The 19,480-nt window shown below is 71.7% G+C and carries 17 protein-coding genes; 10 read left to right on the top strand and 7 right to left on the bottom strand.

Annotated features, from left to right (window positions below; genetic code table 11):
* The first annotated feature begins 15 nt into the window (after positions 1–15).
* From QRN56_RS03285 to QRN56_RS03275, 3 genes are read left to right on the top strand one after another with little or no spacing between them, the layout of a single operon-like run.
* Positions 16–2,505 carry a phosphoketolase family protein gene (locus QRN56_RS03285; protein WP_285101106.1) on the top strand — a complete coding sequence of 830 codons (2,490 nt, stop codon included), beginning with the start codon at positions 16–18 and terminating at the stop codon, positions 2,503–2,505.
* A gap of 34 nt (positions 2,506–2,539) precedes the next feature.
* The gene (gene pta, locus QRN56_RS03280) at positions 2,540–4,642 is read left to right on the top strand and encodes a phosphate acetyltransferase (protein ID WP_285101104.1); all 2,103 of its coding nucleotides are present in this window, start codon (positions 2,540–2,542) and stop codon (positions 4,640–4,642) included.
* Positions 4,639–5,859, top strand: a complete 1,221-nt coding sequence (locus tag QRN56_RS03275) for an acetate/propionate family kinase (RefSeq protein ID WP_285101102.1) — start codon at positions 4,639–4,641, stop codon at positions 5,857–5,859. The genes pta and QRN56_RS03275 overlap by 4 nt, the downstream gene beginning before the upstream one ends.
* Here QRN56_RS03275 and QRN56_RS03270 read toward each other — a convergent pair.
* Positions 5,856–6,407, bottom strand: a complete 552-nt coding sequence (locus QRN56_RS03270; RefSeq protein WP_285101100.1) for a MarR family winged helix-turn-helix transcriptional regulator — start codon at positions 6,405–6,407, stop codon at positions 5,856–5,858. The genes QRN56_RS03275 and QRN56_RS03270 overlap by 4 nt on opposite strands.
* A gap of 64 nt (positions 6,408–6,471) precedes the next feature.
* On the opposite strand from QRN56_RS03270, the gene QRN56_RS03265 reads away from it, so the two are divergent.
* The 5 genes from QRN56_RS03265 (at position 6,472) to QRN56_RS03245 (ending at position 10,404) form a co-directional block, all read left to right on the top strand.
* Positions 6,472–7,566, top strand: coding sequence for an LLM class flavin-dependent oxidoreductase (locus QRN56_RS03265; RefSeq protein ID WP_285101098.1), 1,095 nt, complete (start codon positions 6,472–6,474; stop codon positions 7,564–7,566).
* A complete protein-coding gene (locus QRN56_RS03260) occupies positions 7,563–8,225 on the top strand; it encodes an NADPH-dependent F420 reductase (RefSeq protein WP_285101096.1) in 663 nt (220 codons plus the stop codon). The genes QRN56_RS03265 and QRN56_RS03260 overlap by 4 nt, the downstream gene beginning before the upstream one ends.
* Positions 8,222–8,674, top strand: coding sequence for a GNAT family N-acetyltransferase (locus QRN56_RS03255; RefSeq protein ID WP_285101094.1), 453 nt, complete (start codon positions 8,222–8,224; stop codon positions 8,672–8,674). The genes QRN56_RS03260 and QRN56_RS03255 overlap by 4 nt, the downstream gene beginning before the upstream one ends.
* A gap of 157 nt (positions 8,675–8,831) precedes the next feature.
* Positions 8,832–9,743, top strand: a complete 912-nt coding sequence (locus QRN56_RS03250) for a DUF4031 domain-containing protein (protein WP_285101092.1) — start codon at positions 8,832–8,834, stop codon at positions 9,741–9,743.
* Between the two features lie 37 nt (positions 9,744–9,780).
* Entirely contained in the window at positions 9,781–10,404 is a 624-nt protein-coding gene (locus QRN56_RS03245; protein WP_285101090.1) for a SanA/YdcF family protein, read from the top strand.
* 18 nt (positions 10,405–10,422) lie between these two features.
* Here QRN56_RS03245 and QRN56_RS03240 read toward each other — a convergent pair whose 3' ends face one another.
* From QRN56_RS03240 to QRN56_RS03225, 4 genes are all read right to left on the bottom strand, one after another.
* On the bottom strand, positions 10,423–10,905 hold the full coding sequence (locus QRN56_RS03240; protein WP_285101088.1) for a hotdog fold domain-containing protein: 483 nt from the start codon (positions 10,903–10,905) through the stop codon (positions 10,423–10,425).
* Positions 10,906–10,993: 88 nt separating this feature from the next.
* Positions 10,994–12,628: a succinic semialdehyde dehydrogenase gene (locus QRN56_RS03235; RefSeq protein WP_285101086.1), complete on the bottom strand. Its 1,635-nt coding sequence runs from the start codon at positions 12,626–12,628 to the stop codon at positions 10,994–10,996.
* 114 nt (positions 12,629–12,742) lie between these two features.
* On the bottom strand, positions 12,743–13,222 hold the full coding sequence (locus QRN56_RS03230; protein WP_285101085.1) for a GNAT family acetyltransferase: 480 nt from the start codon (positions 13,220–13,222) through the stop codon (positions 12,743–12,745).
* Positions 13,219–14,343 (bottom strand): GuaB3 family IMP dehydrogenase-related protein, encoded by a 1,125-nt coding sequence (locus tag QRN56_RS03225; RefSeq protein ID WP_285101083.1) that lies wholly within the window; start codon positions 14,341–14,343, stop codon positions 13,219–13,221. Before QRN56_RS03225 ends, QRN56_RS03230 begins: the two co-directional genes overlap by 4 nt.
* Positions 14,344–14,482: 139 nt before the next feature.
* Here QRN56_RS03225 and QRN56_RS03220 point away from each other — a divergent pair, with 139 nt between their 5' ends.
* Positions 14,483–15,205: an exonuclease domain-containing protein gene (locus tag QRN56_RS03220; RefSeq protein WP_285101082.1), complete on the top strand. Its 723-nt coding sequence runs from the start codon at positions 14,483–14,485 to the stop codon at positions 15,203–15,205.
* A 49-nt stretch (positions 15,206–15,254) separates the two neighbouring features.
* Here the strand turns inward: QRN56_RS03220 and QRN56_RS03215 are convergent, their stop codons facing one another.
* Positions 15,255–15,893, bottom strand: a complete 639-nt coding sequence (locus QRN56_RS03215) for a Rid family hydrolase (RefSeq protein ID WP_285101081.1) — start codon at positions 15,891–15,893, stop codon at positions 15,255–15,257.
* Positions 15,894–16,245: 352 nt separating this feature from the next.
* Here QRN56_RS03215 and QRN56_RS03210 point away from each other — a divergent pair, with 352 nt between their 5' ends.
* Positions 16,246–17,859, top strand: coding sequence for a flavin monoamine oxidase family protein (locus QRN56_RS03210; protein ID WP_285101079.1), 1,614 nt, complete (start codon positions 16,246–16,248; stop codon positions 17,857–17,859).
* Positions 17,860–17,963: 104 nt separating this feature from the next.
* Here QRN56_RS03210 and guaB read toward each other — a convergent pair whose 3' ends face one another.
* On the bottom strand, positions 17,964–19,478 hold the full coding sequence (gene guaB / locus QRN56_RS03205) for an IMP dehydrogenase (RefSeq protein ID WP_285101077.1): 1,515 nt from the start codon (positions 19,476–19,478) through the stop codon (positions 17,964–17,966).
* Positions 19,479–19,480: the final 2 nt, after the last annotated feature.

The following is a 19,480-nucleotide window of genomic DNA, read 5'->3' as shown; positions in this document are numbered from 1 at the left end:
GCAGGAGCGTGAGCGATGACGACGACCACAGTCCCCGACTCCCCCGCCACCGGATGGCGCACCTCCGGTGTCGCCGAGCTGGCCCCCGCCGACCTGGAGCGCATCGACGCCTGGTGGCGGGCCGCCAACTTCCTCTCGGTGGGCCAGATCTACCTCCTGGACAACCCGCTCCTGCGTGAGCCCCTGACCGCGGACCACGTGAAGCCGCGCCTGCTGGGCCACTGGGGCACCACACCGGGGCTGAACTTCCTGTACGCGCACCTGAACCGCGCCATCAAGGAGCGTGAGCAGCAGACGGTCTACGTCACGGGCCCCGGCCACGGCGGCCCGGGGCTGGTCGCCTCCGCGTACCTGGACGGCACGTACTCCGAGGTCTACAGCGACATCACGGAGGACGCGGAGGGGGTCCGGCGCCTGTTCCGGCAGTTCTCCTTCCCGGGCGGCATCCCGAGCCACGTCGCGCCCGAGACGCCGGGGTCGATCCACGAGGGCGGTGAGCTCGGCTACGCCCTGAGCCACGCCTACGGCGCGGTCTTCGACAACCCCGATCTGCTCGTCGCGGCCGTGGTGGGCGACGGCGAGGCCGAGACCGGCCCGCTGGCCACCTCCTGGCACTCGAACAAGTTCGTCAACCCGGCCCAGGACGGCGTCGTCCTGCCGATCCTGCACCTCAACGGCTACAAGATCGCCAACCCGACCGTCCTGGCGCGCATCTCGCACCGGGAGCTGAACGACCTCATGGTCGGCTACGGCCACAAGCCGTACTTCTTCGACGGCGGGTACGACGAGAACGAGGCGCCGCTCGACACGCACCGCCGGTTCGCGGCGCTGCTCGACGAGGTGCTCGACGAGATCGCGGCGATCAAGGCCCGGGCGGCGCAGGGCGACCTCAGCCGCCCGATGTGGCCCATGATCGTGTTCCGCACGCCCAAGGGGTGGAGCGGCCCGGCGGAGATCGACGGCAAGAAGACCACGGGGTCGTGGCGCGCGCACCAGGTGCCGCTCGCGAACGCGCGGGACACCCAGGAGCACCTGAAGGTCCTGGAGAACTGGCTGCGGTCCTACCGGCCGGAGGAGCTGTTCGACGCCGACGGCCGCGTGCTGCCCGAGATCACCGCGCTCGCGCCGGAGGGCGCGCTGCGGATGAGCGCCAACCCGCACGCGAACGGCGGGCTGCTGCTCAAGGACCTGCGCCTGCCGGACTTCCGCGACTACGCGGTGGACGTCCCGGTCCCCGGAGGGTCGACGTCGGAGGCGCCGCGCGTGCTGGGCCAGTGGCTCACCGACGTGATCCGGCTCAATCCCGACAACTTCCGCATCTTCGGGCCGGACGAGACGGCGTCGAACCGCCTGCAGGCCGTGTACGAGGTGACGGACAAGCAGTGGAACGCCGAGTACATCGGGCCAGAGGTGGACGAGCACATGGCCCGCGCCGGCCGGGTCATGGAGATGCTCAGCGAGCACCAGGTGCAGGGCTGGCTGGAGGGCTACCTCCTGACCGGCCGGCACGGGCTGCTGACCAGCTACGAGGCGTTCATCCACATCGTCGACTCGATGTTCAACCAGCACGCCAAGTGGCTCAAGGTCACCAACCACATCCCGTGGCGGCGGCCCATCGCGTCCCTGAACTACCTGCTGTCCAGCCACGTCTGGCGCCAGGACCACAACGGGTTCAGCCACCAGGACCCCGGGTTCATCGACCACGTGGTGAACAAGAAGGCCGAGATCGTGCGGGTGTACCTCCCGCCGGACGCCAACACCCTGCTGTCCACCTACGACCACTGCCTGCGCAGCCGGCAGTACGTCAACGTGGTGGTGTCGGGCAAGCAGCCGGCGCCGAACTTCCTGGACATGCCCACCGCGATCGAGCACTGCACGCGCGGCCTCGGCATCTGGGAGTGGGCGGGCACGGAGGTGGCGGGCGAGCAGCCCGACGTCGTCCTGGGCTGCGCGGGCGACGTGCCCACGCTGGAGGTGCTCGCCGCGGCCGACATCCTGCGCCGCGAGCTGCCGGACCTCAAGGTGCGTGTGGTCAACGTCGTGGACCTCATGCGGCTGCAGGACGCCAAGGAGCACCCGCACGGTCTCACCGACTCCGAGTTCGACGGCCTGTTCACGGCCGGCCGGCCCGTCGTCTTCGCGTACCACGGCTACCCGTGGCTCATCCACCGCCTCACCTACCGGCGCACGGGCCACGTGAACTGGCACGTGCGCGGGTACAAGGAGGAGGGCACGACGACGACGCCGTTCGACATGGTCATGCTGAACGACCTGGACCGGTACCACCTTGTGATCGATGTCATCGACCGGGTGCCGCAGCTCGGCAGCGCCCAGGCCGGGCTGCGCCAGCGCATGCAGGACGCGCGGCTCCGTGCGCGTGCCTGGACCCGGGAGCACGGCGACGACCTCCCCGAGGTGCGCGACTGGGTGTGGCCCGACGCCCAGGACCAGTCCGACGCCGGTCAGGTTGACGCTACGCTCGGCACTGGTGGAGACAACGAGTAGCAGCAAATCCCACGAAGTGAACACGGAGCGACACGTGACCGGCGCAACCCGCAGCATCGTCATCGCGAGCCCGGAGGGCGAGAGCGGAAAGTCGACGGTCGCGCTCGGCGTGCTCGACCTGCTGGTCCGCAAGGGCCAGCGGGTCGGGGTCTTCCGGCCCGTCTCGCGCGCGACCGCGGCCGAGGACTCGAGCGGCGAGCGCGACCACGTGCTGGAGCTCCTCCTGGAGCACGACGGCGTCGACATCTCGTACGACGACGCCGTCGGCGTCACCTACGCCGACCTGCACACCGACCCCGAGGACGCGCTGAGCCGCATCGTGTCCCGGTTCCACGACCTCGCCGCGCGCTGCGACTCGGTGGTGATCCTCGGCACCGACTACACCGACGTCGCCGGGCCCACCGAGCTCTCGTTCAACGCGCGCATCGCCGCGAACCTGGGCGCGCCGGTGCTGCTCGTCGTCTCGGGCCGCGAGCGCACCCCCGAGGGCGTGCGGGCGCTGGCCGACGTGAGCCTCGCCGAGCTGGCGGCGCACCACGCGCAGGCGATCGGCCTGGTGGTGAACCGCTCGGACACCCACAGCGCACGGGAGATCCGGACCGTGCTGGCCGAGGCCCAGCCCGACCTGCCCGTGTGGACCATCCCCGAGGAGCCGTTCCTGCAGGCCCCGACCGTGAGCCAGCTCCTGGAGGCCGTGGACGGCACGCTCGTGCTGGGCGACCCCGAGCTGCTCGGCCGCGAGGCCCTCGACGTGCAGGTCGGGGCCATGAGCTTCGAGCACCTCTTGGAGCGGCTGATCGACGGCGCCGTCGTGATCACCCCGGGCGACCGCACCGACCTGCTGATCGGGCTGCTCGCGACGCACATGACGCCGTCGTTCCCGTCGCTGGCCGGCATCATCCTGAACGGCGGGTTCTACCCGCAGGGCCGCCCGGCGCAGCTCCTGGAGGCCATGCGCCCCAAGCTGCCGATCATCACCACGGACCTGGGCACCTACCGCACGGCCCGCGCGGCGGCGACCACGCGCGGGCGCGTGGACAAGAACTCGGTGCGCAAGGTCGAGACGGCGCGCGCCCTGTTCGAGCGCAACGTCGACTCCGCCGCGCTGGCCGCACGCCTGGACCTGCCGCGGCCGGAGGTGGTCACGCCGCTCATGTTCGAGTACCAGCTCATCGAGCGGGCCCGCGCCGACCGGCGGCACATCGTGCTCCCGGAGGGCGGCGACGACCGCATCCTGCGCGCCGCCTCGACCGTGCTGGCCCGGCAGATCGCGGACCTGACGATCCTGGGCGCCGAGGAGCCGATCCGCGCCCGCGCCGCCGAGCTGGGCCTGGACATCGAGGCCGCGCGCGTCCTGTCGCCGCACGACCCCGAGCACGTCGAGAAGTTCGCCGCCGAGTACGCGCGGCTGCGCGCCCACAAGGGCATGACGGTCGAGCGGGCGCGAGAGATCGTCACCGACGTGTCCTACTTCGGCACGATGATGGTGCACCTGGGCCTCGCCGACGGCATGGTGTCGGGCGCGGCCCACTCGACGGCGCACACCATCCGGCCGTCGTTCGAGATCATCAAGACCAAGCCCGGCACGTCGTCGGTGTCCTCGGTCTTCCTCATGTGCCTGGAGGACCGGGTGCTCGTGTACGGCGACTGCGCCGTCATCCCCGACCCGACGTCGGAGGAGCTCGCCGACATCGCCGTCTCCTCCGCGGCCACCGCCCGCCAGTTCGGCGTGGAGCCGCGCATCGCGATGCTCTCCTACTCCACGGGCGAGTCCGGCACGGGCGCCGACGTCGACAAGGTGCGCACCGCCACGGGGCTGGTGCGGGAGCGCACGCCCGAGCTCGACGTCGAGGGCCCCATCCAGTACGACGCCGCCGTGGACGCCTCGGTCGCGGCGTCCAAGCTCCCCGGGTCCGACGTCGCCGGGCGCGCGACCGTGTTCGTCTTCCCCGACCTGAACACGGGCAACAACACGTACAAGGCGGTGCAGCGCTCGGCGGGCGCCGTCGCCGTCGGGCCGGTGCTGCAGGGCCTGAACAAGCCGGTCAACGACCTGTCGCGCGGGGCGCTGGTGCAGGACATCGTGAACACCGTGGCGATCACGGCGATCCAGGCGCAGACCAAGGAGTCCGCATGAGCACCGTCCTCGTCCTCAACTCCGGTTCCTCGTCGCTGAAGTACCAGCTCGTCGACCCCGACTCGGGCGAGGCGGTCGCCGGCGGCATCGTCGACCGGATCGGCCAGTCCTCGGGCACGGTCAAGCACGAGACGGGCGGCGAGAAGGTCGTGCGCGACCTCGACGTGCCCGACCACGGCGAGGCGCTGCGCGTCGTCAAGGGCATTTTCGACGAGGTGGGGCCGTCGCTCGCGGAGGCAGGCATCGTCGCCGTCGGGCACCGGGTGGTGCACGGTGGCGACGTCTTCTCGGCCCCGGCCCTGCTCGACGACGACGCCGTCGAGGCGATCCGCGCGCTGATCCCCCTCGCCCCGCTGCACAACCCGGCCAACGTGACCGGCATCGAGGTGGCGCGGGAGCTGCTGCACGTGCCGCACGTCGCGGTGTTCGACACCGCGTTCTTCGCCTCGCTGCCGGCCGCCGCCTCGACGTACGCGCTGGACCGCAAGGTCGCCGCCGAGCACGGCGTGCGCCGGTACGGCTTCCACGGCACGTCGCACCAGTTCGTGTCGACGGCGGTGGCCGCGCACCCCGCCGTCGTCGCGAAGCTCGACGCCGAGGGGCGCGGCCCGGAGACGCTGCGGCAGGTGGTGCTGCACCTGGGCAACGGCGCGTCGGCGTCGGCGATCCTGGACGGGCGGCCCCTGGACACCTCGATGGGCCTGACGCCGCTGGAGGGCCTCGTCATGGGCACCCGGTCGGGCGACATCGACCCGGGCGTCGTGTTCCACCTCATGCGCGGCGGGATGTCCGGGAGCGACGTCGACACCCTGCTCAACAAGAAGTCCGGCGTGCTCGGCCTGTCCGGCGTCAGCGACATGCGCGAGCTGCGCAAGCTCGTCGCCGCCGGTGACGCCGACGCTCGCCTCGCCCGCGACGTCTACCTGCACCGGCTGCGCAAGTACGTGGGCGCGTACGCGGCGGTGCTCGGCGGCATCGACGTGCTGACGTTCACCGCGGGGGTCGGCGAGAACGATCACACGATCCGCTCGGGCGTGGTGCGGGAGCTGAAGTTCCTTGGGCTGACGATCGACCCGGCCGCCAACGAGGCGGCGTCGGGCGAGGCGCGGGTGATCTCGGCCGGGTCCGGCGCGGAGGCGCCGTTGGTGATGGTGGTGCCGACCAACGAGGAGCTGGCGATCGCGCGGCAGGCGGCTGCGCTGGTCGCGGCGGGCTAGGTCGCGGCCGGTGAAGGCACGGCCGGTGCGGGCGCGGACGTCGGCGTCCTCGGCGCCGCGCTCTTCCCGTCGGTGGCGATCGGGGGAAGGCCGAGGTGCGCGCGCAGCGCAGCGGTGGCCTCGCCCAGGACGTCGAGCTGCTCGTCGGTGAACGCGTCGACGAAGGTCTCCTTGATCGCCTGAAGATGCGGGACGGTGCTCGCGCGGAACGCGCGTGCACCCTCCTCGGTGAGCACGACCTGCGACCCGCGGGCATCCTCGGCGCACGGCTCGCGGCGCACCAGCCCGCGCTTCTCCATCCGCCCCAGGTGGCCGGAGAGCCGGCTGCGCTCCCACTCGATGTGCGCGGCCAGCGTGGACGAGCGGAGCGTGTGGTCCTCCGCCTCGCTGAGCGCCAGCAGCACCCGGTAGTCACCGGTGGAGAGCTGCGAGTCCTGGTGCAGGCGCGCCTCGACGCGGGTGCGGAGGATGTCGTAGGTCTCGATGTAGCCCCGCCAGACCGCGAGCTCACGACGCGTGGGGACCTTGCGGCGCCTGGACGTGGTCATCGGCCCTCCTCGGTGAGTGATTGACATGTGAACTATATGGCGAGATGATTCACGTGTCAATCAAATGAGCACCCAGAAGGGGCTGGTCATGGTGGATGTCTCGCAGATCGAGTTCGGTATCGACAGCTTCGGCGACCTGCCGCGCGACGAGCACGGTGATGTCGTCTCGCACGCGGAGGCGATCCGCGCCGTCGTCGCCGAGGCGGTCCTGGCGGACCAGGTGGGCATCGACGTCATCGCACTGGGCGAGCACCACCGCCCCGAGTACGCGATCTCCAGCCCGGAGACGGTCCTCGCCGGCATCGCGACGGCGACCGAGCGCATCAAGCTCGCGTCGGGCGTGACGGTGCTGTCGTCGGACGACCCGGTCCGGGTCTTCCAGCGGTTCGCGACCGTCGACGCGCTCTCGAACGGGCGCGCCGAGGTGATCCTGGGCCGCGGTTCCTTCACCGAGTCGTTCCCGCTGTTCGGCTACGACCTGAAGGACTACGACACGCTGTTCGAGGAGAAGATCGACCTCTTCAGCCACCTCCTCGACGAGAAGCCGGTCACCTGGGAGGGCACGATGCGCGCGTCGCTGCAGGAGGCCGACGTCTTCCCGAAGACCGAGTCCGGGCGGCTCAAGACCTGGGTCGGCGTGGGCGGGACGCCGCAGTCGGTGCTCCGCACCGCCTACTACGGTTTCGGTCTCATGCTCGCCATCATCGGCGGCCCGCCCGACCGGTTCGCGCAGTACGTGGAGCTCTACCGGCGGGCGCACGAGAAGCTCGGCACGACGCCGCAGCCGGTCGGCATGCACTCGCCGGGCTTCGTCGCCGCCACGGACGAGGAGGCGAAGGAGCTGTTCTACCCGGGTTACCGCGAGATCCGCGACCGCATCGGCGCCCTGCGTGGCTGGCCTCCCCTGCGCAAGGACGAGTTCGACGCCGACGTGGAGCAGGGCTCCCTGTACGTCGGGTCGGTCGAGACGGTCGCGCGCAAGATGGCGCGGGCGATCCGCGTCCTCGACGTCGGCCGGTTCGACATGATCTACTCCTCGGCCGGCGCGGTGTCGGCCGACGCGCGGCTGCGCTCGGTCGAGCTGTACGGCACCCAGGTGATCCCGCGGGTGCGCGAGCTGCTGGCAGAGCAGCCCAGCACCGCCGGGGCGGCGCTTTGAACGCCGGGACGACCATCGGAATCCTCGGCGCCGGCAAGGTCGGCACCGTCCTCGCGCGGCTGGCCGTCGCCGCCGGTTACCGCGTGCTGATCTCGGGGTCGGGCGATCCCGAGCGGATCGCGCTGACCACCGAGGTACTCACCCCCGGGGCGACGGCGGTGTGGCCCGCCGAGGCCGCGTCCGCCGACGTCGTCGTCCTCGCGCTCCCCCTCGGCAAGCACGACGGGCTCCCGGTCGCGGACCTCGCGGGCCGGCTCGTCGTCGACGCGATGAACCACTGGTGGGAGGTCGACGGCCCGCGCGAGGGGATCGTCCCGCGTGACCTCTCGTCGAGCGAGTTCGTGGCGCGACTCCTGCCCGGCGCGCGGGTCGTGAAGGCCTTCAACCACATGGGCTATCACGACCTCGAGGACGGCACCCGCCCCGCGGACGCCGTCGGGCGCAAGGCCATCGCCCTAGCCGGCGACTCCCCCGACGACCTCTCCGTCGTTGCCGAGGTGATCGACGCGCTCGGGTTCGACCCGCTCGTGATCGGTGACCTCGGAGCGGGCGCCCGGCTCGAGCCGGGTACCCCGGCGTTCGGCGCGAACGTAGGCCTCGACGAACTGCGTACGCTGACCGGGACGCCCGCGCCCACGACCGTTCTGGAGGCCTCATGAAGGACAGGACCGGCGAGTCCGTCAGCGTCACGCTGAACACGGGTCGCCCGATCGGCGCGTACGCCGTCCATGTCGACGGCGGGACCGCGGTGGGGCGGGCCGACTTCGTGGACCCGCTCGACGGCGGTGCCGTGGGTGAAGGCGTGGGCGACGACGGCGGCGTCGGCCACGACCGGATCTTCTTCCACACCGAGGTCGACGACGCGTACGGCGGGCGCGGCCTCGCGGGCATCCTGGTGCGCGAGGCCCTCGCCGACAGCATCCGCAGGAACATCGTCGTCGTCCCGGTGTGCCCGGTGTTCGCGGCGCACCTGGAGAAGCACGGCGACGAGTACGTGGCGGCGGGCGGGGCGTTCCGCCAGCCGACCAAGGATGACATCGCGCAGGTCACCCAGGCGGTGCAGGAGCACCGCGCGGCGTCGCGGCAGGTGGAGCGGCCGAGCGAGTAGGGCGCGGCGGACGCCGCCGGCATCGTCGACCGCGTCGTCGAGCTACGGCTTCATCACCGACAGGCCGCCTACCGGCAGCTTCTCGACGAACCAGTGCTCGCGCGCCTGCGGGATGACGATGACCGCCCAGCCCTCCCAGGAGCGCTAGCCTCACCCCGTGACCCTCTTCATCGACCCGCCGGCCTGGCCCGCGCACGGGACACTCTTCTCCCACCTGGTCTCGGACGGGTCGCTGCACGAGCTCCGGCTCTTCGCCCGGTCGGCCGGCGTCCCCGACCGCGCGCTCGACCTCGACCACTACGACGTCCCCGCCGAGCGGTACGACGACCTGGTCGCTGCGGGTGCGGTGCCGATCGGGGGCAAGGAGCTGGCCCGACGCCTGGCCGAATCTGGCCTGCGCGTCTCCGGCGCCGAGCGGAACCGCTCCAAGCGGGCGGCGCTCCTGAGCCGGTGGGACGGGCTGTGGGCCGACCCGAGCCTGGCCCGCGACGCCGGCACGGACCTGGTCGACCGCTGGCGCGAGCCGCACCGGGTCTACCACACGACGTTCCACCTGGCCGCGGCCCTGGACGCGCTCGACGTCGTCGCGGCCGAGAGCCGCGTCGCCGACCGAAGCCTCTGGCGCGCCCGCCTCGCCCTCTGGTTCCACGATGCCGTGCACGACGGCGTGGCGCAGCAGGACGAGGAGCGGTCCGCCGAGCTCGTCGCCGAGCTGCTCGGCCCGCTCGCCGGCGCCGGCGTCACCAGCGCGGACATCGACGAGACCGCCCGCCTGGTCATGGTGACCGCCGACCACGCCCCGGCCGACGACGACGTCATCGGCGGCCTGGTCAGCGACGCCGACCTCGCCGTGCTGGGCGGCAGCCCGACCGTCTACACGCGGTACACCCACCAGGTCCGCGCCGAGTACTGCGACGTGCCCGACCCCCTGTTCCGCGCCGGCCGGTCCGAGGTGCTCCGCACCCTGCTGGCGGGCGGCCCGCTCTTCCGCACCGCCCCGGGCACCACGCGCTGGCAGGACGCGGCACGCTCCAACCTGACGGCCGAGCTGGCGACCCTCGCGGCGTGAGCCGGGTACCGGCCCGGAGACGGTAGCGTTCCCCGACGTGACTCCCCTCAAGGTCTCCGCGATCGTCGCGGGCGTGCTCGCCGTCGCCTTCACCGTCCCCGTCGTCGCAGTTCAGGCCACCGGACACGCCCGCGTGCGCAGCGACGCCAGCGAGATCGAGAAGGCCGACGCCGTCATCGTGCTCGGGGCCGGGCTCCGCAGCGACGGCACGCCGTCGACCTACCTGCGCCGCCGGGTCGAGGGTGGTGCCGAGCTGTACCGCGCGGGCGTCGCGCCCACGGTGATCCTGAGCGGCGACGCCCACGACAACGCGGACGGCACCCGGTACGACGAGCCCGCCTCGATGCGCGCCTGGCTCCTGGACAACGACCTCGGCGTGCCCGACGACGCGATCGTGCTGGACCGCGAGGGCTTCAACACCACGGCCACCTGCCGCCGGGCGCACGACCTGTACGGGGTACGCACCGCCGTCGTCGTCACGCAGGACTACCACCTGCGCCGCACGCTCTACTCCTGCGTGGAGGCCGGGCTGGACGCCGTGGGTGTCGGCGTCAGCGCCGCGAGCGTCCAGCCGGTGCAGTGGGCCTGGTGGCACGTGCGCGAGCTGCCGGCGAGCTGGAAGGCGGCGGTCCGCTCGCTGGGCCGACGCCGCCTCCGCTGACGGTTCCTGGCGAACGGGTCACTTCTTCTTCGGGGTGACCCACAGGTGGATCGTGCCCTCGACCACCACGGTCCCGTCCGCGAGCACGCCGCGCACGCGCACGGGCAGGTCCTTGTCGTCGCCGTCCCACTGCGCCTGGTCGGTCTCGGCCACGCACGTGACGTCGCCGGTCGACTTGGCGAGGTAGGACACCTCCATGCCCTTGGGCAGCCACCGCTTGTCGTCGGGCACGGTGGCCTCCGCGAGGGAGCCCATGGCCATCTCCAGCCCGTTGCAGACGGCGATCGCGTGCACCGTGCCGATGTGGTTGCGGTTGCGCCACCGGTTCGGCACGACCACCTCGCCGTAGTTCGGCCGCATGTCGACCACGCGCGGGGCGATGGTCCCGAAGTAGGGGGCCCTGAAGCTGTAGGCCACGCTGAAGATCCGCTTCCCGAGCAGCCCGCCGATCACCGGCAGCGAGTTGGCGGACTTCCAGAAGGCGTGGAGCTGCGTCGTCATGCGGGTGAGCGTACTCGCCCCGGTGACGACCGTTCACTCCTTCGACGACCGTACGGCCTTCGCCCCGGCCGTGCGGAACGCCAAGCCCTCAGGACATGCGCAACTTGCGCATGACCCCCAGCGCCGTGGTGAGCACCCGGCTCGGGGTGTCCCCGCCCAGGCCGTAGAGGTTGTCGAGCGTGGCGCCGATGCGGGCGCCACGCGACGTCACCACGGTCTGCTGGCGCGTCAGCCCGGTGATCGACGCCGCCCCGTGCCGCCCGCCGAGCCCGGAGGCCTTCCAGCCGCCGAGCGGCGCGGAGACCGAGCCCCAGGTCATCGTGTAGCCGTCGTTGATCGCGACCGAGCCGGTCTCGATCCGCGCGGCCACCCGGCGCGCCCGGGCGACGTCCCGGGACCAGACGGCGGCGTGCAGCCCGTACTCGGTGTCGTTGATGACGGTGACGGCGTCCTCGTCGCAGTCGACCCGCGTGATCGTGACGACGGGCCCGAACGTCTCCTCGCGCGCCACCACGGCCTGCGCCGGTACGTCGTCGAGCACGGTCGGCGCGTAGAAGTACGGGCCGACGTCGGCGCGGTGCACCCCGCCGGCGAGCACCCGGGCGCCCCGGGCCAGCGCGTCGTCCACGTGCGCCGTCACCTTGTCGAGCTGCGCGGCCGAGGTCAGCGAGCCGATGTCGGCCGAGTAGTCGAGGGCCGGGCTGAGCCGCAGGTTCCGCACCGCGCGCACGAACTTCGCGACGAACTCGTCGGCGATCGCCTCGTGCACCACCAGACGTTCGACGGACACGCACAGCTGGCCCGCGTTCGAGAAGCAGGCCCGAACGATGCCGGGCACCACCGCGTCGACGTCGACGTCCTCCGCCACGTAGAGCGCGTTCTTGCCGCCGAGCTCCAGCGTGGCCCCGATGAGCCGCTCGCCGGCCCGCGCCGCGACCTTGCGGCCCGTCGCGGTCGACCCGGTGAACGCGACGTGATCCACGTGCTCGACCAGCGCCTCGCCCACCTCGGGGCCGCCGGCGACCACCTGGAACAGGCCCGCCGGCAGCCCGGCGTCGTCCAGGGCCTCGGCCGCCCACAGGGCGGTGAGCGTGGTCTGCGGGTCCGGCTTGAGCACCACGGCGTTGCCGGCCAGGAGCGCGGGCAGCGCCTCCGAGAGCGCGAGCACGAGCGGGTAGTTCCAGGGTGCGATGGCGCCGACGACGCCGACCGGCCGGCGGTGCACCTGCACGCCCGTGAGCAGCGGGACCATGCCCCCGGTCCGACGGGACGCGAGGTAGCGCTCGCCGCGCACGGCGTAGTGCCGGGCGACCTGCGCGATGTCCGCGATCTCCTCGAAGGCGGCGCGCCGCGACTTGCCGGTCTCGAGCTGGATCAGGTCGAGCGCCTCGGACTGTCTCTCCAGGACGATGCGGCCGAGCCGCAGGAGCACCCCGGCACGGTCGCGCACCGAGAGGCGCGCCCAGCCACGCTGCGCCACCCGCGCGCGGACGACGGAAGAGGCCACGTCGTCGGCGGAGGAGATCGGAAAGGTCACGAGCGGAGCACCCGTGAACGGGCACATCGAGCGGTGCGTACCGGAAGCCTCGGACGTCGCGATCCGCGCCACGAGCGGCGCCATCACTCCGGGCTCGAGGACGAAGGTTCCCTGCGGGTGCTCAGGGTCGAGCACCCCGCCGACGGCACCACTCGCGGCTGCGTCGGCTGCTGTGTCGTCGATCATGGCGGCCACCCTACGCGCAAAACCCTGCACCACGTATTGATAGATGTGTGAAACTGACTTTCATAGCGTTTCGTCGCAGCGGCTGCGATCTCGCCACGTACCGCGCGGTCGCGGCTAGTTGGGCTCGACCCAGCGGCCCAGCACGGAGGTCTCCTGGTCGGCGTAACCGAGCCGCTCGTAGAACCCGAGCACGTCCGTGTTGGTGGTCCGCACCATGAGCTGGATCTTGCGCGCCCCGCGTGCCACCAGCCACGCCTCGGCGGCCACTACGGCCGCCCGGCCCAGCCCGCTGCCCTGCAGCCCGGGCGCGACGGCCACGTAGTAGAGCCAGCCGCGGTGCCCGTCGTACCCGGCCATCGCGGACGCCGCCACCCGGCCGTCCACCCGCGCGACGAGGACCGTCGAACCGTCACCCGCGCGGGCGTCGGCGATGTCCAGGTGCGGGTCGTTCCAGGGCCGGGTCAGCCCGCACTCCCGCCACAGCTCGACCACCTGGTCGACGTCGGCGTCGGTGATCTCGACGAACTCGCCGTCCGCCACGGGCGCCGCGGCGAGGACCGGGGAGAGCGGCTCGCCGCTCCGCACGGCGCTCACCGGGGCTGGTACGGGGAGACGACGACCTCGACCCGCTGGAACTCCTTGAGGTCGGAGTAGCCGGTCGTGGCCATGGCCCGGCGCAGGGCACCCACGAGGTTGAGGGTGCCGTCGGCCTGCTTGCCCGGCCCGAAGAGGATCTCCTCCAGCGTGCCGACCGTGCCCACCTCGACGCGCTCGCCGCGCGGGAGCTGCGGGTGGTGCGCCTCGGGGCCCCAGTGGAAGCCCTTCCCGGGCGCCTCGGCGGCCCGTGCGAGCGCGGCGCCGAGCATGACGGCGTCCGCGCCGCAGGCCACGGCCTTGACGATGTCGCCGGAGTGCCCCACGCCGCCGTCGGCGATCACGTGCACGTACCGGCCGCCCGACTCGTCGAGGTAGTCGCGGCGGGCCGCGGCGACGTCGGCCACCGAGGTGGCCATGGGCGCGTGGATGCCGAGGCTCACGCGAGTGGTGTGGGCGGCGCCGCCGCCGAAGCCGACGAGCACGCCCGCGGCGCCCGTGCGCATGAGGTGGAGCGCCGCGGTGTACGTCGAGGCCCCGCCGACGACGACGGGCACGTCCAGCTCGTAGATGAACCGCTTGAGGTTGAGCGGCTCGGCGTTGCCCGACACGTGCTCGGCCGAGACCGTGGTGCCGCGGATGACGAACAGGTCGACACCGGCGTCGACCACCGTCTTGTAGAACTCCTGCGTGCGCTGCGGGGTGAGCGCGCCGGCCACCGTGACGCCCGCGGACCGGATCTCCTTGAGGCGCTGGGTGATCAGCTCCGGCTTGATCGGCTCCGAGTAGATCGCCTGCATTCGGTGCGTCGCCTCGTCGGCCGGCAGCTCGGCGATCTCGGCCAGCAGCGGCTCGGGCGACTCGTACCGGGTCCACAGGCCCTCGAGGTCGAGCACGCCCAGACCGCCGAACCGGCCCAGCGCGACCGCGCTGTCCGGCGTCATCACCGAGTCCATCGGGGCCGCGACGATCGGCAGGTCGAAGTGGTACGCGTCGATCTGCCAGCCGACCGAGACGTCCTTCGGGTCGCGTGTGCGCCGGGACGGCACCACCGCGATGTCGTCGAAGGAATAGGCGCGCCGCCCACGCTTGCCGCGTCCGATCTCGATCTCGTTGCTCACCCGCCAAGCCTACCCATCGCTGCTGACCCGGCGCGCAGTGTCTCGTGATGTGCGGGGTGGCACGAACCACAGTGTCAGTGACCGGTGGCAGGGTTCTCCCTGGACGCACCGGGGAACCCGGACGAGCAGGGAGGACACCATGAACGAGACCTGGATCCACAGGCCGCTGCTGGGCTTCGACACCGAGACCACAGGGGTCGACGTCACGGGCGACCGCATCGTCACGGCAGCCCTCGTGCTGCGCACGCCCGGAGCGGGCACGGAGGTCCGCACCTGGCTGATGGACCCGGGCGTGGAGATACCGGAGGAGGCCGCGGCCATCCACGGCATCTCCACCGAGCACGCGCGTGCCCACGGCGTCGCACCCCTGGAGGCGCTGGAGGAGATCGCCGCCGAGCTCGCCCGGCACCTGGCCGACGGCGTCCCCGTGGTCGCCTACAACGCGGCCTTCGACCTCTCGCTGCTCGACGCCGAGCTCCAGCGCCACGGGCTCAAGACCCTGCCCCAGCGCCTGGGCCGCCCGGTCGAGCCCGTCGTGGACCCGCTGGTCATCGACCGCTGGCTGGACCGGTACCGCGCGGGCAAGCGCCGCCTCGGCGACCTCTCGGAGTGGTACGGCGTCACCTCCGACGGCGACCTGCACACCGCCGAGGTGGACGTGCTCGCCACGCTCGACGTGCTGGAGGCGCTGGCCCGCCGGTTCCCGCAGCTCGCCCGCATGCCCCTGGCCGACCTGCACCAGCAGCAGATCGGCGCGCACCGCCAGTGGGCGGTGAGCTTCAACGCGTGGCGCCGCGAGCAGGGCCTGACCGGACCCGACGCGTCCGGCGCGTGGCCGGTGCAGCACTCGACGATCGACTGACCGGCAGAACCGGCAGCCGCGCCCCGGGGGGACCGGGGCGCAGCCCCGGTCAGCGCGGGTACACGGCGTCGACCTCGACCTCGACGAGCCAGCCGTCCACCGGGAGGTTCTCGACCTCCAGCGCGAAACGCGACGGCCGGGCCTCGTTGACGACCATCGGTTCGGTCGTCGACGACCCGAGCTGCACGTCGAGCACCTCGCCGGTGGCCAGGTTCGTGTTGGCGAAGAACTGGCGGTAGGCCCGGTTCCACCCGGCGAAGTCCATCTTCTCCGCGCCCGCCGGGTTCTGCAGGAACACGCGCATCGAGACGACGTCGTCGTAGGACAGCCCGGCCTTCTCCAGGTTCTCGCCGATCCGCATCAGGGCGTTGATGCCCTGCGCCTCCGTGAGCGTGACGCCGGCGGGCAGCTCACCACCGGGGAAGACGTCGGTGGGGATGTACCTCTGCTCGGCAGTCACCCCGGGCGTCGTGTTACGGGCAGCCGGGCCGAGACCGGAGGACTTGTACCAGGAGACGTTCTTGCCGATGGCCACGCCGTCGGCGATGAGCGGGGTGTCCCCGGTGACGAACGAATGGGCTCGCGTGGGATCAGGGCGGAAGGCGTGGGCCGCGGCGAAGGCGGTCCCGGGGACCGCGATCGCGGCGGTGAGGACGACGGCGGTGATCAGCGCGGCACGGTTCTTCATGGTGCTCCTCCATCTGGCCGGACCGGGTGCGACGGCAGCACCCGGACGTGGTGGCCCGGTCGTTCGGCACCGGGTGGCGCGGACGCTAACCACGGGGAGTTTCAGAGGGATGTCCGCTTCGGGTCGGATCGGGAACGGCTTCGGCGCGCTGCTCGAATCGTTCCTGCGCAGACGCTGACCTGCCGCGAAACCCGGAAACAACATGGTTACCACGCGCAACTACGCAGAAACGACGGGGACTCGCAGCGGTGACCTGCGCTCCCTAGCGTCCGGCTCGGCGCTGACGGCGGTTCCTGGCTCCCCCACCAGGGCACGCCGCCCGTCAGGCCTGTCGACACGAGGGGTAGGGACCGTGGTCACCGAGAAGAGCACCTCCGGCGTCTCCCGCCGCAACTTCCTGCAGGCCGTCGGCGCGGGGTCCAGCGCCGGCGTCATGTTCGCGACGATGGGCGCGATGGGGCTGGCCCCCACCGCGGCCGCCCAGCCCAGGGCCGAGTCCTGGGTCCCCCCGCGGGGCGGCGACTTCACGCTGACCGGCCGCTCCGCCAAGAAGGTCGTCGTGGTCGGGGCCGGCCCGGCCGGCCTCGCGACCGCCTACGAGCTGCAGAAGGCCGGCTACCGGGTGACCGTGCTCGAGGCACGGCACCGCCCCGGCGGGCGCACCCTGACGATCCGCGGCGGGGACAGCGAGACCGACATCAACGGTGTGCGGCAGACCGCGCGGTTCCCCGACGGCATCTACATGAACGCCGGCGCGGGCCGCATCGCCCAGTGGATGGTCACCATGGACTACATCCGCGAGCTGGGCGTGCCGTACGAGGTGTTCACCAACGCGAACGCCGACGCCTACCTCTACAACGAGCGGTCCGGCGCGACGCCGGGCAACCCCGTGCGGTACCGCACCGCCAAGGCCGACGTCTTCGGCTACACCTCCGAGCTGCTCCACCACGCCACCGACCAGGGCGCCCTCGACCAGAAGCTGACCGCCGCGGACAAGGACAACCTGCGCTCCTTCCTGCGGAGCTGGGGCTCGCTCAAGTCCGACGGCACTTACAGCGGCGGGAGCAACCGCGGCTTCGACGTCTATCCGTCGGCCTGGAACGAGCACGGCACCCCCCTGCCGGGACCGGGCACCGTCTCCGAGGTGCTGGCCTCGAAGGTGGGCCAGTACTTCCCGTTCGAGATCAACTGGGAACAGTCGATGCTGATGTTCCAGCCCAAGGGCGGCATGGACACGACCTACCAGTACCTGGTGCGGGCCATCGGCTCCCACAACGTGCAGTTCGAGTCGCCCGTCACCGGGGTCGAGAACACCAGCCGCGGGGTCAAGGTCACGTACACGCCCCGCAACGGCAGGGCGCGTCAGATCGAGGCGGACTTCGCCGTCGTCGCCGCGCCGGCGGGCCTCATGCGGCGGTGGGACACCAACTGGGGCACGGAGATCGACGCGGCGCTCGGCGAGTTCGCCGTGGGCTCCCCCGCGGGCAAGATCGGTCTGCAGTACCGGTCACGGTTCTGGGAGGACGACCACCGGATCTTCGGCGGGATCACCGAGACCGACATGGACCTGGCCCACGTCTGGTACCCGTCGTACGGGTACGGCGAGCGCAAGGGGCTGGTCGTGGGCTACTACAACACCGGCACCAACGCCCGCACGTACGCCGACCTGACCCCGAAGCAGCGCGAGCTGCGCGCCGTCGAGCAGGGCGTCAAGATCCACGGCGAGAAGTACCGCAGCGAGCTGGAGAGCTCGTTCTCCATCGCCTGGCACAAGGTGCCGTACATCGAGGGTGCGTGGGCCTACCCGAACACCTCCTCGGCAGGCTTCCGGCTGCTGCAGCAGGGGGCGGGCAACGTGTACTTCGCGGGCGACTGGATGTCGGAGGTGTCCGCGTGGCAGCACGGCGCCTTCTGGTCCGCCCGCTACGCGGTGCAGGCCCTGCACGCGCGGGTCATGTCGAGCTGACCCGACCTGTCCGCTGACGCCGAGCGCCAGAGACGTGTCAGACCCACAGGTCACCCGAGTGACCTGTGGGTCTGACACGTCGTGCGGGGTCGGCCAGGTGCGGGTCAGAACCCGCTGTAGTTCGGGGCCTCGACCGTCATCTGCACGTCGTGCGGGTGGCTCTCCTTGAGCGACGCCGACGTGATGCGGACGAACCGGCCGTTCTGCTGCAGCTCGGGAACGGTCCGCGCACCGGTGTAGAACATGGTCTGGTGCAGGCCGCCGATGAGCTGGTGCGCCACGGTGGCCAGCGGCCCCTTGTACGCGACCTGGCCCTCGATGCCCTCGGGCACGATCTTGTCGTCGCTGGTGACCTCGGCCTGGAAGTACCGGTCCTTGGAGTAGGACTTCTTGCCGCGCGAGGACATGGCACCCATCGAGCCCATGCCGCGGTAGGTCTTGAACTGCTTGCCGTTGACGAGCACCAGGTCGCCCGGGGTCTCCTCGCAGCCCGCGAACAGCGAGCCGAGCATCACGGACTCGGCGCCGGCCACGATGGCCTTGCCGATCTCGCCGGAGTGCTTGAGGCCGCCGTCGGCGATGACGGGCACGCCCGCCGGCTTGCAGGCGAGCGACGCCTCGTAGACGGCGGTGATCTGCGGCACGCCCACGCCGGTCACGACCCGGGTGGTGCAGATGGAGCCCGGTCCCACGCCCACCTTCACGGCGTCGGCCCCGGCGTCGACGAACGCCTGCGCGCCCTGGCGCGTGGCGACGTTCCCGCCGATCACCTGCACGTCCTTGGTGGCCGGGTCGGACTTGAGGCGCTTGACCATGTCGATCAGCATGCGCACGTTGCCGTGCGCGGTGTCGGCCACGAGCACGTCCACGCCGGCGTCGATCAGGGCGGTGGCGCGCTGCCACGCGTCGCCGAAGTAGCCGATCGCGGCGCCGACCATGAGGCGGCCCTGGCCGTCCTTGGACGAGTTCGGGAACTGCTCGGACTTCACGAAGTCCTTGACGGTGATGAGCCCCGTGATGCGGCCGTCGGGGTCGATCAGCGGGAGCCGCTCCAGCTTGTGCTTGCGCAGCAGCAGCGTGGCGTCGTCCCGAGAGATGCCGGCCGGGCCGGTGATGAGCGGCTGCGGCGTCATCACCTCGTCCACCTTGGTGGTGGCCCACTCGGCGACGGGCGTGAAGCGCAGGTCGCGGTTGGTGACCATGCCGATGAGCTTGTTCTCGGCGTCGACCACCGGGAAGCCGGAGATCCGGAACTGGCCCGCGAGGGTGTCGAGCTCCTCGAGCGTGGCGTCCGGGCCGATCGTGACGGGGTTGGTGATGATGCCGGTCTGCGTCCGCTTCACGAGGTCGACCTGGTAGGCCTGGTCCTCGATGGAGAGGTTGCGGTGCAGCACGCCGAGGCCACCCTGACGCGCCATGGCGATCGCCATGGCCGACTCGGTGACCGTGTCCATCGCCGCTGAGATCAGCGGGATCTTGAGCGAGATCTCGCGCGTGAGGCGAGACGTCGTGTCGATGTCCGACGGCGCCAGGTCGGAGTAACCCGGCAGCAGCAGGACGTCGTCATAGGTGAGCCCGAGGAAACCGAACGGGTCGCCCGGCGAGGTCTGGTCCGTCATGC

Origin of the sequence: Promicromonospora sp. MEB111 (genome assembly GCF_030209445.1) — a bacterium.
Classification (GTDB): Bacteria; Actinomycetota; Actinomycetes; order Actinomycetales; family Cellulomonadaceae; genus Promicromonospora.
The sequence above is the reverse complement of the archived record's forward strand: the minus strand, read 5'-3'. Positions and strand labels throughout refer to the sequence as shown.